Raw genomic sequence first — 15,223 nt, forward strand, 5'->3', positions numbered from 1 at the left:
GCCGTCAACCGGCCCGGGCGCCGGCATCGAATCGCAAGGGAGCCATGTTCCATGAAGAAGGCATCGGCCTACGTCCTGACCCTCCTGCTGTCCTGGGCCGGACTGGTGCTCGGCGCACCGGCCGCCCACGCGCACGGCGGGCCGATCAAGCTGGAGGTGACGGGTGACGGGGCCGACAACGTCAACGTGCTCGTGACGTACGAGAAGGACGGCCATCCCGTCACCGAGATCGTCGCGGCGACGCTGACCGCCACCTCGTCCGACGGCCGTGCCTTCGGCCCGGTCCCGCTCCGGTCGGCCGGCGAGGGCCAGAACCTCTACCGCTCCGCCGAGCCGCTGCCCAGCGGCGAGTGGCGGGTGACGGTGAGGGCGACCGAGCCGGCCAAGGCGAAGAAGACGGTGAAGGTGAAGGCCGGCGTGGTCGCCGCGCCGGTGGCGGCGACCACGCCGGCACCGGGCCCGACCGCCGCGCCCGCGCCGGGTACGACGGCCGCTCCCGCACCGGGCTCGACGACCGCTCCCGCACCGGGTACGACGGCCGCCCCCGCTCCTGGCCAGGCGTCCGCACCCGCCCACCTGCACGAGGCCGCGGCGGGCGCGGCGGGTAAGACGGACGGGGACGGCGCGATGGGGAGCGTGCTGCGGATCGGCGTCATCGTCCTCGCGGCGCTCGCCGCCCTCGCGGCCTGGCTCGTCCTGGCCCACCGGCACCGGCAGACCCGCCCCTGAGCGCACGCCCCCGCCGCTCGTGTCAGCGTGTACCGCTTCGAAAGTCGTCGCAGGGTGCTTGACCTGCAGCCTCCCGGTGCAATTGGTTCGACCGGCGCTCGCTACTCGATCGCCGCTGCGACGAGGTCGGATGGGTCCTCTTCCAGCCTCCTGGCCACGGTCAGGTAGATGTCGGTGGTCGAGGACTGCGCGTGGTTGAGCATCTCCTGGATCTTCTTCACACTGACGCCCGCTCCGCGACGACCGCGTGGCTCTGCTCCTGTCCTGGCCATCTCTGGCCAACTGCGGTACCGAGGCCGCGGCCAGAGCGGGATCCTCGCCCTGAACGTCAACGCCGGCGCGTCGGCAGGTCCAGCAGGGTGATCGAGTTCGCCGGGTACGTCGCAGTGACCCGGCCCTGGCGCACCAGGAGATCGTCACCGCGCACGATCGAGCCGAGATCGGCCGGGCCGTAGGTGAACCGCTGCGCCTTGGCGTTGCCGTGCAGCCCGGCGATCGACAACGGTGCGGTCAGCTCACCGCCGGTCTTGTTGATGACCATCAGGGTCAGCGCCTTGTCGCGGGAGCGTTGCGCCCCATACACCGCCAGCTGCCCCTGATCGCCGCTGGCCGCCGACACGCTCACGTCACCGAACCGGCTCCCCGCACCGTCGTAGTTGCGATACATCCGGAACGCGTAGGCGCCGGGCTGGGTCGGCTGGGGTTCGCCCCAGATGGTGGCGAGGTCGAGGCCCTCGCGCCCGAAGATGCCGAGAACGTCGGCCTGCGCCAGAGCGCCGTTGATGTCGTCCAGCGCGCCCCAGTTGTACTCGGTGATCGCGGTCTTCGTCCCGGGGTAGTACTGCGCGACCCAGTCCTTCATCTTGCGGATGAACTGCAGTGGCGGCGCGTTCACCCCCGAAGGGCCGATCCAGGACTCCTCGACGTACGTCGGGTCCCACAGCGAACGCGTGGAGCGCAGCCGCCACGCGTTCGACTCGGGGTCCTTGCCGCCGTTGATCTGCGGGTAGTAGTGCTGGTCGAAGTAGTCGAGCATGCGCTTGCCGCCGTGCGTGTCGCTGTAGTCCTTCATGTTCTTCAGGAACCACTGCGACAGGTTGAGCCCGCCGTGCGCGGCCGCGTCGGCGCCCGGCGCGCACCCGTCCACCCCGGACGCGACCCACTCGCAGTACCCCCAGCCGGACGGGCCGAGCACCGCCGCGCTCGGGTCGGCGGCCTTGATCGCCGCGGCGGTCGTGGTGCTCTTGCCGCCCAATTCGTCGTAGGAGACCGCCTCGGGGTGCACGTCGCGGTGCGTGGAGCTCCACAGCACCGGCTCGTTGTCGAGCTCGTAGATCGGTACGCCGCCGCGCGCCGCCGTGCCGAACTGGCTCACCAGGTGCGACACCATCTCGCCGGTGAACGCGGCGTCCGCCGGGATCGAGGTGTCGGTGGGCACCGCCCCGGTGAGGTCGGCGTTGTCGCGCCGGCCGTTGCCGCAGCCGGCGTCCCACGGGTCGAAGGCGTCCTGTGCGGGGAACCGGGCGGCAGGGAATCCGCAGGCGAACGGGTGCTGGGCGGGCGAGTCCTTGGCCACCCACCCGCTCATCGGCACGGTGACGACCTGTTTGCTACCGCGGTCCCGGCTGGTCTTGACGTACGCCTCGACCGTGTTGTCGGGGCCGGCGACGATGTTCTCGAAGTACCAGTCGCTTCCGGTGTTGTAGGTGTGGTTCTTGAAGTTGTAGCGGGTGGTCGCGTTGCCGCCCCAGCGCGTCACCGGCAGGCCGATCTCGGCGGCGAAAGCCGGGTCGGCGCCGTTCATGCCATAGATGTCGGGACTGATCGGGTGCCGGGGGGCGGACAGGTCCACCGACAGCGCGGGCCCGGCCGCGGCCGCCGCCGGCTGCAGGGACGCCTGGGCGGTCAGCGTCCCCACCACGAAGGACACCGCCACGCCGAGGGTCGCGGCCGGTCGCAGCGTCCGCCGTCGTCGAGTATCCATCGTCGGCGCTCCCGTCATCCGTTTATGGTCAACAATCGACGAGCGTGACCAGCTGCCTTACGGGTGTCAAGGCGCTGCTGTGGCGTCCAGCGGGTGCTCGGCTCCAGTGAGGGGTACGTTTCCTGGTCAAGCCCGTCAGCGGCTTGTGAACGCCCCGGCTGCGGTTCCGGTGGCGGCCTGAAAGTTGCAGAGCCGGCTGCTCGGACGGCAGGGGAACGCGAGCTGGTGGCGAGCGGAGGTTGTGCTGAGGAGTTCACGAGCCCGTCGCCTGAACAGCCCGCGCAGTGAGGTGGCACGGCAGCCGAGTGCTGGTGGCGCCAGGCAAGGCCCATGTTCCAGCGGTAAAGGCCGCCGAGAGCGTCATCGCCACGGGCGTGAGCGTCCCTCGCTGAGATCACCAGCCTGCTGGTCCCGACGACGGCCGCCGTTGAGTCTGGCATCTCGCCCCAGGCCGCTGGCGTTACCGCAAGGCCTCCGGCGAAATCAGTCCAGCCTCGATGGCGGGCGGGAACGGCGGCTCATGTGGTCGTCAGGGCCGAACTCCACCGATCGACTAGGAGTGCGCTTGCTCGCTGGACGTCCGGGAGGCGGGTGGGGTCGGCGAGGGTACCGCGCAGGAGGAAGTCGGCGATCTCGCGAGGGAGGGTGTCGGGGTCCGGGGACGGGTCGGTGCCGCGGTCGCGCATGGCCTCCAGGATCAGGCCGCTGATGGCCCGTCGCACAAAATACGGGCCGCCGACGATCTGGAGTTCCCCGCTGTCGATGGCCTGCGCGACCAGTTCCTCGGTGAGGCGGTGCAGCTCGTCCCTTCGTGCCGCCTGGACGGCGAAGTCGGGAAGTTCGAGGACATCGTCGTTGTAGAGGCCGCGAGTGTCGTAGGGCAGGACGAGGATGGCGTAGAGGTCGGCTTGCAGGTAGGCGTGCAGCCGCGCCGCGGGGGAGCCCTCGGCGGCCAGGGCCGTGCGGAGGCGTTCGAGGGCGGGAAGCAGGTCCGCGTCGAGGAGTTCGGCGAGGATCTCGGCCTTGCTGGCGAAGTGGCGATAGAGAGTCGGCTGGCGTACCCCGACGGCGTTAGCGATGTCGCGGGTGGAGGTCCCGTGGTAGCCGCGCACGGCGAAGAGCTTGGACGCCGCGATGAGTGCCCGCTGGCGGGTGACGCCCTCCGGTCCGCGTACTGCCATGTCCGTCCTTTCCTTGCCGGGGTCACCGTACCGGGTGACCGGAGTAACGCGTCCGTCAAGTCTGGACTGCCTCTTGCCAGCACAAGCTATCAATCTATAGCTTTACCGCTCAGTCGATGTTCGACCTGCTAGGAGGTCCGTTGTGGCCATCACACAGATCCAGGTCCTCGTGCCGGGGGCCGGAACCGCCGTGGTTCCGTCTCCGGGTGACTACGACGAGGTCAGTGACGGATGGGAAGAGGTCGAGCATCGCGCCCGCTGGCCGGGTCGCGATCGAGCCGGATTCGACGGCTGCCGGCACACGCTCGAACCCACCCGCAAGATCTTCGTCGGCGTCTCGGCTCGATGAACTCCGCGGCCTTCGGGGGGCCGGGCCGCCAGGTCCGGTGAAGGCCGTCTCCGCAGATTCAGTCCGGAGCCGTCGAGGACGGCTCACAAGGAAGGCACCATGGACATGCCCCATCCCCCTCAGCACGAACTGCGCCGCGACGTCGTCAGCGCCCGGCACCTGGTCTTCTTCGTCGTGGCGGCCGCCGCGCCGCTGACCGTCTCGGCCGGCTTCCTGCCGCTCGGATTCCTGGTGGGCGGGACAATGCTGCCCGCCGCGTTCGTGATCGCCGGAATCGCCTACGCGATCTTCGCGGTCGGCTTCACCGCGATGAGCCGCCACGTCACCGACGCGGGCGCGTTCTCCGCCTACATCGACAAGGGGCTCGGGCGGACGGCTGGATCCGGGGCCGCGATGGTCGCCTGGGCCGGCTACACGCTCGGCCAGATCGGCTTCGCGGCCGCATCCGGCTTCTTCGCCTCGATCTTCCTGGAGACGTACCTGTCGGTGAGCATCCCCTGGGGGCCGTGCGCGACGGTCATCGCCCTCCTGGTCACCGCCATCTCGTATGCGAAGATCGACCTCGGCGCCCGGGTCGCGGCGGTCCTGCTGATCCTGGAGATCAGCGTCCTGGCAGTCTTCGCGATCGCGGTCTGGATCCAGGGCGGCCCCGAAGGCGCCCCCTGGTCCGCGTTCGACCCCGGCTCCTGGCAGGTGCCGGTCCTGGGCGGCACCTTCCTCGTCACCTTCCTGGTGTTCATCGGCTTCGAGCAGACCGCCGTCTACAGCGAAGAGGTGCAGGACGCCAGCACAGCCGTGCGCAAGGCCACCTTCTGGGCCATCGGCCTCCTCACCGTCATCTACGTCGCCGCCGCGTTCACCATCCTCATGGCGGTCGGCCCGGGCCGGCTGCTGAGCGCGCTGAGCGGCAACCCCTCGCAGGTCGTGTTCGACCTCAACACCTCCTTCGTCTCCTCGGTCATGACCGACGTGATGCAGCTGCTGGTCATCACCAGCTTCGTCGCCGGTGTCATCGCGCTGCAGAACGCCGGCTCGCGCTATCTGTTCTCCATGTCCCGGCGCGGCCTGCTGCCCGCATTCCTGTACGGCACCAGCGCATCTGGCTCCCCGCGCGCAGCGGTCCTCCTCCAGGGCGGCCTGGTGACCGTCGCGCTGATCGGCTTCGGCCTGTCTTCGCTCGACCCGTATACGCAGGTCGTCACCTGGACCAACGCGCCGACCCTGTTCGCCGTCCTCGCGCTGCAGATCGCCACCAGCGTCGCGGTGATCCGCTGGCTCGCGACACGCGGCGCGCGGGAAAGCCTGTGGGCGCGCCTCATCGCCCCCGCCCTGTCGGTGATCATCCTTGGGATCGTGCTGTACCTGGCGGTGGCGAACATGAGCCTGCTCACCGGGATCGGCGCCATCGGCAACGCCCTCATCATCTCCCCGCTCGTCATCGCGTTCCTGGTCGGGGCCGTCCGCGGACGCATGACCACCGGCCGCAGGCAGGAACACCTCGCGCCCGAACAGCTCTGAAAGAGGACCCTCATGAGTGATCAGCTGCCCGCCGCCGTACGCACCGCCCCTTCGCAGAGCCCGGCGCCTGCCCCGCGGTATGCCTGGTCCATTCCCGGTTTCGTGGTGGAACAGCCCGGGATGGGCGGCCCGGAGGCCTGGTGTTACACCGACAGGTGGACCTACTCGCCGGGAGAGGAGGTCCACGTCCACACCCACACCACCGCCGAGACGTACACGCTCACCCTGGTGCGCGACGGGCTCACCCCAGAGGTCGTCTGGTCCGCCATCGGTCTGCCCGGCCGGGCCCACCCGACCCCCAGCGACGCCTATGCCGTCGGCTGCGGCTGGCCCGTCGCGCACACCTTCACCATCGACCAGCGGTGGAAGCCCGGCTTCTACATCCTGATCATCGGCATCGAATTCGACGGACGTCGCCACGAGCGTGAGCACTTCCTGATCGTGCGCAACCCCGAGCCCGGCGTACGGACCCCGTACGTGCTGGTGCTGACGACCAGCACGATGACCGCCTACAACGACTGGGGCGGCGCGAACGCCTACCGCGGCCTCGGCGACGACCCCTGGACCGACGCGGCCAGCCCGCGCCTGTCCGTCCAGCGGCCGATCGCCCGCGGCATGATCCGCAAGCCGGACGAGGCCCCGCGCAGTTCCAACCCCGACACTCCGCCGCGCGGCGCCCTGCCCCGCCACCCCGCTTATGAGTGGGCGCACACCCACGGCTACTCCCGCCACCACGCGGATGCGTTCTGGGCCACCTACGAGCGGCCCTTCGCCTTGTGGGCGGAGAAGGAGGGCATCGAGTTCGACGTCCTCACCCAGCACGACCTCCACCAGGACCCCGGCTGCCTGACCCCCTACGCCTGCGCCATCTTCGTCGGCCACGACGAGTACTGGACCGCGCAGATGCGCGACAGCGTCGATGCCTTCGTCGACGGCGGCGGCCACCTCGCCAGGTTCGGGGGGAACTTCCTGTGGCAGGTCCGGCTCGAAGAAGACGACCAGGTCCAGGTCAACTACAAGGTCCCGCAGGACGACCCCCTGTTCGACAGGGATCCGGCCAAGGTGACCACCGCATGGGACTGGCCCCCCATCGACCGTCCCGCCGCCGCGACCATGGGGCTCACCGGCCTGTCAGGCACCTACAACCGCTACGGCTCGGCGATCTCCCGCTCCAGCGGCGGCTTCACCGTCTACCGGCCGCGGCACTGGGCCCTTCAGGACACCGACCTCGGTTACGGCGACGTCTTCGGCGGCGCGCCCATCTGCATCGCCGCCTTCGAGCTGGACGGCTGTGACTACACCTTCCGGCGCGGTCTGCCCTTTCCGACCGGCAGCGACGGAACGCCGGACAACTTGGAGATCATCGCCATGTGCCCGGCCACGTTCGGCGAGGAGGACCGGTGGAACGGACAGGTGCCGCTCGGCGCCCCCATCGCCGAAGTCCAGGGCATTCTCGGGCTGCTGTTCGACCCGCTGCCCGACCGGTTCGACGGTGAGGCGTACGGCTCCGGGATGGTCGCTGAGTTCACCCGGGGCAGAGGCGGCGTCTTCTGCGCCGGGACGACCGAATGGGTCAACGGCCTGCGCCTGCACGATGAGTTCACCGAGCAGATCACCCGCAACGTGCTGCGCCGCTACGCCGTCCGCGGCTGACCCCGGCCGCATCGCGCTGATCGCCGAGGCCGCAGCGCGTGGACAGGTCGGGCTGGAACTGGTCGGCGTGGACAGCCCGTACATCGCCGGCTGGAGACTCAAGCCCGGCATCGACGGCCCCATCCGGGTGGCTTGCACCCGCACGCCACCCGGACTCCCGACGCGCTGATCCGGGACCTGGCCCGATGAGGCGCCCGAGCCGGACCCCTGTCGCCGATGTGTCAGCCCTTGAAGGCACCGTCCATGATCCCGGCGACCATGCGCCTGCCGACGAAGACGAACAACACGAGCAGCGGCAGCGTGGCCAGGAACGAGCCCGACATGGCCAGGCCCAGGTCGACCACATAGTTGTTCTGCAGCGCCTTGATCGCGATCTGGGCGGTGTACATCTCGGGTGACTTCAGGACGATGAACGGCCACAGGAAGTCGTTCCAGGCGGTGACGAACCCGAGCAGCCCCAGCACGAACGCGGCCGGCCGCACCAGGGGGAACGCGATCCGCCAGAAGATCTGCCAGGTGGTCGCCCCGTCGATGCGCGCGGCCTGGAGGATCTCGTCACTGATGGTGGTGGACAGGTGCTGGCGCATCCAGAAGATGCCGAACGCGCTGGCCAGCCCCGGCACGATGAGCGCCTGCAACGTGTCCACCCATCCCAGCGACGAGATGATCATGTATTGCGGGATGACGGCGAGCTGGGTCGGCACGGTCATGGTCAGCACGACGACGAGGAACAGCGCGTTCCGGCCGCGGAAGCGCAGCTTGGCGAAGGCGAACCCGGCGAGCGAGCACAGCACGGCGTGCCCCACGCCGATCGAGCCGGCCACGATGACGCTGTTGATGATCGAGCGGACGAACGGCACGGTCGAGAACACCAGCCCGGCCAGGTGGAAGAAGTTCCCGCCGGGGATGATCTCCGGCGGCATCCGGGTGGCGGCCGCGGTGTCCGTCGTGGCCACCACGAACATCCAGTACAGGGGGAACACGCAGGCCAGCGTGGCCACCGCGAGCAGCAGATAGGTCCACCAGCGGACCCTGTCGGCCTTCTTCATCCTCGCTCCGGACGGATTCGCGTGGACAGGACATAGTTGAGCGACGCGAGGGCGATGATCAGTACGAACAGGGCCACGCCGATCGCGGAGCCGTAGCCGAACTGGAACTGGCCGAAGCCCTGCTCGTACAGGAAGAGCGTGAGCGTCTGGCACTGCCGGACGGGCCCGCAGGTCAGCGGCGAGGTGGTGGTGACGAGCAGCGGCTCGGTGAAGATCTGCAGGCCGCCGATGGTGGAGGTGACGATCGTGAACACGATGACCGGGCGCAGCGACGGGATGGAGATGTGCCGGAACTGTTTCCAGGCGCCTGCGCCGTCCACCGCCGCGGCCTCGTAGATCGTCCGCGGAACGGCCTGCAGCGAGGCCAGGTAGAGCAGGGTGGTGTAGCCGAACCAGCGCCAGGCCACCATCACGGCGATCATGGCGTGGCTTCCCCACCCCGACTGCAGGAAGTCGATCGGCCCGACGCCGACGAGCCCGAGCAGCCAGTTGAGCAGGCCGTAGTCGCGATCGAACATCTGGGCGAAGACGATCGTGGTGGCCGCCACCGAGGTGATGTACGGCACCAGCATCGACATCCGCCAGAACAGCGCGAGCCGCAGCCGCGCATGGTTGAGCAGGTGCGCCAGCAGGAGCGCGACCAGGAGCTGCGGCACGGTGGACAGCAGCCAGATGCTGATCGTGTTCCAGGCCGCGTTCCAGAACCGGGTGTCGCCGAGCAGCCGGCTGAAGTTGTCGAAGCCGACGAAGACGTGCTCGCCGATGGGGTTCCAGTCGAACAGCGCGACGTAGAACGTGAACAGCAGCGGGACGAGGCCGAAGATCGCGAAGATGAGGAAGAACGGTGCGATGTAGGCGTACGGCGCCAGCCGCTCGGACCAGTTCTGCCGCACCTGCGTCTCGGACTCGGACTCGGGTCGTGCCTGCGGCGGGCTGACCGTCGTCGTCACGTCACTTGCCGATCGAGGTCTTGATGTTGGCCAGTGCCGTGTCCCACGCCTTGGCCGGATCGCCCTTGCCCTGCTCGACGTTGGTGATCGCGTTCAGGAACTCCTGGCCGATGGCGGCGCTGTCCGGGCCGATGAGGAAGGGCTTGAGCCCGAGCAGCGACTCGGTGTAGATCTTCCCGGTCGGCGCGTCGGAGAAGAACGGGTCCTTGCGGCCGAGGAGCTTCGGGTCCTGGTAGGCGGACGGGGTGGTGGGCAACGCGCCGGAGTCGACGAAATGATCGAGCTGGCCTTGCGGCGACTGGGTCTTGGAGATGTAGTCCCAGGCCGCCTTGGGGTTGGCCGCGCCCTTGGGAATGGCCAGGTAGCTGCCGCCCCAGTTGCCGGCGCCGCCGGGGATCTTGGCGACGTCCCACTTGCCCTCGGTGTCGGGGGCGTTGTTGCGGATCTGTTCGAGCAGCCACGACGGCGCGGAGATGACGGCGTAGTCGCCCTTGCTCATCGCCGCGCTCCAGCCGTCCTCGAAGGAGCTCAGCTTGGCGGTGATCCCGGCCTGCGCCGTCTTGATCGCCAGGTCGAACGCCGTCTTGACCTGGGGGCTGGTGGCGTAGACGACATTGCCGGAGGGGTCGTAGTACTTCTGCGGCCCCTGGTTGACGGCCTGGTAGAAGACGCTGGTGGCGGCGTTGTCGACGAACGCCTTGCCGGTCGCGGCGGTGTACTTCTTGCCGGTCTCGATGAAGGCGTCCCAGGTCGGCCAGAGCTTGCTCACCTCGTCCCGGTCGGTGGGCAGGCCGGCCTGCTTGAATAAGTCGGTCCGGTAGGCGACGGCCATGCCGCCGACGTCGGTGGGAATGCCGATGATCTCGCCGGACCTGGCGGTGGACTGGCTGATCACCCAGTCCAGGTAGTCGCTCTTGATCTTGTCGGCGCCGTACTGGCGCAGGTCCTGGAAGTTCTGCGGCTGCTGGACGAACTTGGGCAGGTCATCCCCCTGGATGAGCACCAGGTCGGGCACCTTGCCCCCGGCCAGCGCCGTGGTGAGCGCCTGCGCGGTCTCCGTCGAGCCGCCCACCTCGGTGAGCTTCACCTGCACGCCCGGATTGGCCTTCTGATAGTCCTCGACGGACTTCTTCTGGTTGATGCCGCTGAACGACCAGAACTCGAACGATTTGCCGTCGCCCGAGGGCTGGGCCGAGCCGCCGCCGCCTCCGCAGGCGGCGGTCAGAGCGAGAGCCGCGGCGAGCACGACCGGGGTGGTTCTACGGAGCTTCACGGGTGATCTCCCCCTGGAGGTCGGGAGCGGCGGGAGGGGACAGGCGACACGATTCCGAAACTTTTTCGTAATAGTTTCGATCGTTGCTGCCGGACCATATTCGCGAAGGTCGAAATCCGTCAAGAACCTCGGTGAAAGTACGCCGTAACGTGGCAGGCCGAGGACCCGGACCCGGGTCAGGACCGCGGGACGGGGCCCGTCGAGTCGCGGACGCTGAGGGTGGTCGCCAGCTGGAGGTGCCGGGAGGCGGGCTGGACGCCGTCGGCCATGGCGAGGACGGTCTCGACGGCCATCCGGCCCATGCCGACCAGAGGCTGCCGGACGGAGGTGAGCCTGGGCGTGGTCCACTCGGTCTGCGGCGTGTCGTCGAAACCGGTGACCGACAGCTCGCCCGGCACGGAGATGCCGAAGTCCTTCGCCGCGGCGAGGACCCCGACGGCGATCTCGTCGTTGCCCGCGACGATCGCGGTCGGCCGCTCGTCGAGCGCGAGGAGGTCGCGCCCGTGCCGATGCCCCGCCTCTACGGAGAAGGCCTCATGGCGGATCAGCGCGCCGTCCGGCGCGATGCCGGCCGAGCTGAGCGCGGCCTGGTAGCCGTGGAAGCGCTCCAGCGAGGGGGCGGAGCCGATCGGGCCGCCGATCCAGCCGATCCTGCGGTGGCCGAGCTTGATGACGTGCTCGGTCGCCGAGCGGCCGCCCGCCCAGTTCGTGGAGCCGATGCTGACGAGGCTCGACTCGGAGGTGTCGATCGGGTCGATCGGGTCGATCGTCACGACGGGGACCATGAGCTCCTCCGCGGCCAGCAGCAGCGAGGCTGGTACGGCGATGGCGAGCGCGATGATGCCGACGACGCCGGCCGCCTTCTCCCTCTCCAACCAAGCGCGGGCCGCCGTCGGGGTCGTGGCGGCCGCCCCGTCGGACGGCAGGCGGAGGAGCAGCTCGGCCTGCGCGGAGGTCGCGGCCACGAGGATGCCTTGAAGCACCGTCCCGGCGTAACGGGACTCCACGATGTCGAGCACGGTGACGAGGGTGCGGCCCCGGGTCTGCTCGTGCCGCGCCGCGGTCGGCACGTAGCCGATCTCGGCCATGGCCTCCAGGACGAGCTCGCGCGTCCTCGGCCCGACGTCGCTGCGGCCGTTGAGCACTTTCGAGGCGGTCGCCAGGGAGACTCCGGCCATCCGGGCGACATCCGCCAAGGTGACGCGCTCAGAACGACCTCGCGATCGCATGAGGATTCCCTCCTGGGGCTCGAAACTCTTTCGAACCTACCACGAACCCCTTTTCTCCAGTTGCATGCGTTGACATGGCACAGATGCGGCACCTACTGTCCTCGCAGCACCGAACAAGTTGCGAAATATTTTCGGAACTCAACGCGAGGGTTGAGACCATGGACGCTTGCAGATCCTCGATCCACATCGACGGCGAGGCACGCGACGAGAGCGTGCTCCCGCACGTATGGAGCCGGTGTGTCGGCGCCGGGCGGGCCAACGAGGCGCTGCGCGCGGACTGGCAGCGGCAGTTCGCTGAAGCGGTCGCCACCGCCGGATTCCGGTACGTCCGTTTTCACGGCATCTTTCATGACGACATGTTCGTGTACCGGGAGCGGTACGGCGGCGGTTTCGGCGAGGACGCGACCCTCGCCTCGCCCGTGTACACGTTCAGCTACGTCGACAAGGTCTTCGACTTCATCCTGGAGTGCGGGGCCCGCCCGTTCGTCGAGCTGGGCTTCATGCCGCGCGATCTGGCGACGGTGACCGAGACGCTGTTCTGGTGGGGCGCTCACTGCAGCCCGCCCAAGGACGCGGCGCGCTGGGTCGAGCTGGTGACGAGGTCGATCGAGCACTGGATCGACCGGTACGGCCTCGACGAGGTGCGGGAGTGGCGCTTCGAGGTGTGGAACGAGCCGAACCTCGTCCCGCATTTCTGGACCGGGACGAAGACCGAGTACTTCGAGCTCTACGAGCAGACCGTCCGGGCGATCAAGAAGATCGATCCCGCGTTGCGGGTGGGCGGGCCCGCGACGAGTGTCTTCGTTCCCGACGACCGCTACAAGGGCGAGACCGAGGACCGCTCCGCGATGCTCGCGACGGCCACCGCCGCCGACGTGGACGCGCTCGACTGGCGCCCGGTGTGGATCGAGGACTTCATCTCCTGGTGCGCGGAGCGCGAGCTGCCGATCGACTTCATCTCGACCCACACCTACCCCACGGACTACGCCTTCGGCGCCGACGGCGAGGCGGTGCAGATCACCCGGTACGCCGACGCGACCTTCGACGACCTGACCCTGCTCGGCGAGCTCGTGAAGGACAGCGCGTATCCCGATGCGGAAATCCACGTCACCGAGTGGTCGACGTCGCCGTCGAGCCGCGACTTCATCCACGACACGCTGTTCGCGGCGACCTACATCACCCGGTCGTACCTGAAGTGCGCCACCCTCGCCGACTCGATCTCCTACTGGGCCTTCACCGACGTCTTCGAGGAGGGCGGCGCCGGGATCGGCCCGTTCCACGGCGGGTTCGGCCTGGTGAACGAGGCCGGCATCCACAAACCGGCCTTCCACGCGTTCACGATGCTGGGACGGCTCGGCGACCGGCTGCTCCTCGCCACGCCCGACGGCGTCGTGACCCGGGACAGCCGGACGTCGGCCGTGTCGGCGGTGTTCTTCAACTACCCCGAGGACATGGCCTTGAGAGGTCTCAGCTCGCAGGTCTCCTACGCCGCGACCCGCGCGCTGGCCGACGTGGGGCCGAGCCGCAGGATCCGCCACGCGATCGGCGGCTTGGAGCCCGGCACCACCTTCCTCGTCGAGATCCTGGACTGGGAACACGGGAACGCGGTCGAGGCCTGGTACCGGCTCGGCTCTCCCCTCAACCCGTCCCGCGCCGAGAGCGAGCACCTGCGCAGGGTCGGGGACTCGCTCCTCAGGTTCACGCTGACCGTGCCCGGCACCGGCGTTCTGGACCTCGATGTCGAGCTCGCTCCCTGGGGCGTGATGTCGCTGAGGCAGTCGTCCTGACGTGATCGTCTGGATGCGCCGCCTCGTCTCCTCCGACACCGGGCCTCTGCCAGTGAGCGCCTCGAAGGCGTGCCTGGCGGCGTCGATCGAACGCCCGGAGAAGATCGCGGAAGAGAGGAGCCAGGTGCCGCTCTTCGCCGGATCGAGGGCACCCGGCCACCGGATCCCCGGCCCTCCTTCGCGGCCTCTGCCGCCCGCCCCTCCCCGCCAGAACCCCGCTGGAACGCGGCCTTGACCTGGAGCGCGCTCCAGTTCCTAGCCTCGGTCCCACCGGAGATCGACGACAGGAGGACTCGCGTGAGGACCGTACAACTCGGCCGCACCGGCGAACAGGTCAGCCGGCTCGCCCTGGGCTGCATGATCATGGGCACCGTCACGCCGGAGGACGAAGCCGTCACGATGCTGGACCGGTACGCGGAGGCCGGCGGCACCTTCCTGGACACCGCAGACTGCTACGCCTGGTGGGAGCGCCGGGGCAGTCGCGGGGGAGAGAGCGAGGAGCTGATCGGCCGCTGGCTGGCGAGGTCCGGCCGGCGCGACCAGATGTTCCTGGCCACCAAGGGCAGCGCGGTCGTACGGGACCTGGACGCGGTCTGGGCCGGCGGCCGTCCGGACTGGGACGTCGCCTACCGCACCTTCGTCGGGGCCGGGGCGAAGACGTTGCGCGAGGCGATCGACGGCAGCCTGCGCCGGCTCGGCACCGATCACGTAGATCTCTACTACGTGCACGTCGACGACCGGGCCACACCTCTGGAGGAGACGCTGGAGGTGCTCGCCGGCATCGTCCAGGCCGGCAAGGCCCGCTACATCGGCTGGTCCAACGTACGGACGTGGCGGCTGGAGCGCATCCGGCAGTTGTGCGCCCAGCACGGGTGGCCGGCGCCGGTCGCGCTCCAGCAGCAGCACTCCTACCTGCGGCGCCGTGCCGGGCTACGGCACGCGTCCATCGTGGACGACGAGCAGCTCGACTACCTGGAGACGCACGACGACCTGACCCTGGTCGCGTACTCTCCGATCCTCAAGGGCATCTACGACGACCCGGGCAAGCGGCGGGGCCACGGGGCGATGGACCCGTACCAGGGCCCGGACGCCGAGGCCCGGCTCGCGGCGGTCGCCGAGGTGGCCGCGGAGGTCGGCGTCACTCCGAACGCGCTGGTCCTGGCGTGGCTGATGCACCAGAGCTCGCCGACGATCGTGCCGCTGATCGGGCCCCGCACCCTCCGGCAGTACGAGGCCGCGCTCCCGGCGCTCGACGTCAAACTCACGGACGAGCAGCTCAGCCGGCTCGACGCGGCCGGCGCCTGACGCGGGCACGGCCCAGCCTCCAGTTCGGCGCCGGCGCTACGGCCGGGGTCGGCACGCCGAGCGTCTTGGCGAGTTGAGGCACAAGGCGGAAGCGGGCGGTCTGGTAGTGGATGGCCGCCCTGCCCCTGCCGGTGCGGCACGGGGAGCCCGCGGGGGCGGGCAGGTGGACATTGCCACCTATGGAACGACGGGCGTCGAGCGGGCCCTGTCCCGCAC

Annotated in this window: 13 protein-coding genes; 6 read left to right on the forward strand and 7 right to left on the reverse strand. The window is 69.3% G+C overall.

Annotation, left to right across the window (positions count from 1 at the left end; all coding sequences use genetic code 11):
• Positions 1-51 precede the first annotated feature (51 nt).
• Positions 52-729 carry a hypothetical protein gene (locus ABD292_RS11855; protein ID WP_344207168.1) on the forward strand — a complete coding sequence of 226 codons (678 nt, stop codon included), beginning with the start codon at positions 52-54 and terminating at the stop codon, positions 727-729.
• A gap of 328 nt (positions 730-1,057) precedes the next feature.
• Here the strand turns inward: ABD292_RS11855 and ABD292_RS11860 are convergent, their stop codons facing one another.
• Positions 1,058-2,713 (reverse strand): glycoside hydrolase family 44 protein, encoded by a 1,656-nt coding sequence (locus tag ABD292_RS11860; protein WP_344207170.1) that lies wholly within the window; start codon positions 2,711-2,713, stop codon positions 1,058-1,060.
• 518 nt (positions 2,714-3,231) lie between these two features.
• A complete protein-coding gene (locus ABD292_RS11865; protein ID WP_344207171.1) occupies positions 3,232-3,894 on the reverse strand; it encodes a TetR/AcrR family transcriptional regulator in 663 nt (220 codons plus the stop codon).
• A 142-nt stretch (positions 3,895-4,036) separates the two neighbouring features.
• On the opposite strand from ABD292_RS11865, the gene ABD292_RS11870 reads away from it, so the two are divergent.
• From ABD292_RS11870 to ABD292_RS11880, 3 genes are all read left to right on the forward strand, one after another.
• Positions 4,037-4,243, forward strand: coding sequence for a hypothetical protein (locus ABD292_RS11870; protein ID WP_344207172.1), 207 nt, complete (start codon positions 4,037-4,039; stop codon positions 4,241-4,243).
• A gap of 99 nt (positions 4,244-4,342) precedes the next feature.
• Positions 4,343-5,761: an APC family permease gene (locus ABD292_RS11875; protein WP_344207174.1), complete on the forward strand. Its 1,419-nt coding sequence runs from the start codon at positions 4,343-4,345 to the stop codon at positions 5,759-5,761.
• A gap of 12 nt (positions 5,762-5,773) precedes the next feature.
• Positions 5,774-7,414, forward strand: a complete 1,641-nt coding sequence (locus tag ABD292_RS11880; protein ID WP_344207176.1) for a N,N-dimethylformamidase beta subunit family domain-containing protein — start codon at positions 5,774-5,776, stop codon at positions 7,412-7,414.
• A gap of 221 nt (positions 7,415-7,635) precedes the next feature.
• On the opposite strand, the gene ABD292_RS11885 is transcribed toward ABD292_RS11880, so the two are convergent.
• From ABD292_RS11885 to ABD292_RS11900, 4 genes are all read right to left on the reverse strand, one after another.
• Entirely contained in the window at positions 7,636-8,463 is an 828-nt protein-coding gene (locus ABD292_RS11885) for a carbohydrate ABC transporter permease (RefSeq protein WP_020545864.1), read from the reverse strand.
• Positions 8,460-9,413 (reverse strand): carbohydrate ABC transporter permease, encoded by a 954-nt coding sequence (locus ABD292_RS11890; RefSeq protein ID WP_344207177.1) that lies wholly within the window; start codon positions 9,411-9,413, stop codon positions 8,460-8,462. Before ABD292_RS11890 ends, ABD292_RS11885 begins: the two co-directional genes overlap by 4 nt.
• A gap of 1 nt (position 9,414) precedes the next feature.
• Positions 9,415-10,686, reverse strand: coding sequence for an ABC transporter substrate-binding protein (locus ABD292_RS11895; protein WP_344207178.1), 1,272 nt, complete (start codon positions 10,684-10,686; stop codon positions 9,415-9,417).
• 176 nt (positions 10,687-10,862) lie between these two features.
• Positions 10,863-11,915, reverse strand: coding sequence for a LacI family DNA-binding transcriptional regulator (locus tag ABD292_RS11900; RefSeq protein WP_344207179.1), 1,053 nt, complete (start codon positions 11,913-11,915; stop codon positions 10,863-10,865).
• 158 nt (positions 11,916-12,073) lie between these two features.
• Here ABD292_RS11900 and ABD292_RS11905 point away from each other — a divergent pair, with 158 nt between their 5' ends.
• On the forward strand, positions 12,074-13,702 hold the full coding sequence (locus tag ABD292_RS11905) for a GH39 family glycosyl hydrolase (RefSeq protein WP_344207180.1): 1,629 nt from the start codon (positions 12,074-12,076) through the stop codon (positions 13,700-13,702).
• A 297-nt stretch (positions 13,703-13,999) separates the two neighbouring features.
• Positions 14,000-15,007: an aldo/keto reductase gene (locus ABD292_RS11910; RefSeq protein WP_344207181.1), complete on the forward strand. Its 1,008-nt coding sequence runs from the start codon at positions 14,000-14,002 to the stop codon at positions 15,005-15,007.
• Here ABD292_RS11910 and ABD292_RS48930 read toward each other — a convergent pair.
• Entirely contained in the window at positions 14,979-15,188 is a 210-nt protein-coding gene (locus ABD292_RS48930) for a zinc finger domain-containing protein (RefSeq protein ID WP_425565094.1), read from the reverse strand. The genes ABD292_RS11910 and ABD292_RS48930 overlap by 29 nt on opposite strands.
• Positions 15,189-15,223 lie beyond the last annotated feature (35 nt).

It is taken from the genome of Nonomuraea bangladeshensis, from assembly GCF_039529455.1.
Taxonomy (GTDB): Bacteria; Actinomycetota; Actinomycetes; order Streptosporangiales; family Streptosporangiaceae; genus Nonomuraea; species Nonomuraea bangladeshensis.

Coding starts and splice junctions, on each gene's coding strand:
- ABD292_RS11855 (WP_344207168.1), top strand. CDS start 52: ATGAAGAAGGCATCGGCCTACGTCCTGACCCTCCTGCTGTCCTGGGCC.
- ABD292_RS11860 (WP_344207170.1), bottom strand. CDS start 2,713: ATGGATACTCGACGACGGCGGACGCTGCGACCGGCCGCGACCCTCGGC.
- ABD292_RS11865 (WP_344207171.1), bottom strand. CDS start 3,894: ATGGCAGTACGCGGACCGGAGGGCGTCACCCGCCAGCGGGCACTCATC.
- ABD292_RS11875 (WP_344207174.1), top strand. CDS start 4,343: ATGGACATGCCCCATCCCCCTCAGCACGAACTGCGCCGCGACGTCGTC.
- ABD292_RS11880 (WP_344207176.1), top strand. CDS start 5,774: ATGAGTGATCAGCTGCCCGCCGCCGTACGCACCGCCCCTTCGCAGAGC.
- ABD292_RS11885 (WP_020545864.1), bottom strand. CDS start 8,463: ATGAAGAAGGCCGACAGGGTCCGCTGGTGGACCTATCTGCTGCTCGCG.
- ABD292_RS11900 (WP_344207179.1), bottom strand. CDS start 11,915: ATGCGATCGCGAGGTCGTTCTGAGCGCGTCACCTTGGCGGATGTCGCC.
- ABD292_RS11905 (WP_344207180.1), top strand. CDS start 12,074: ATGGACGCTTGCAGATCCTCGATCCACATCGACGGCGAGGCACGCGAC.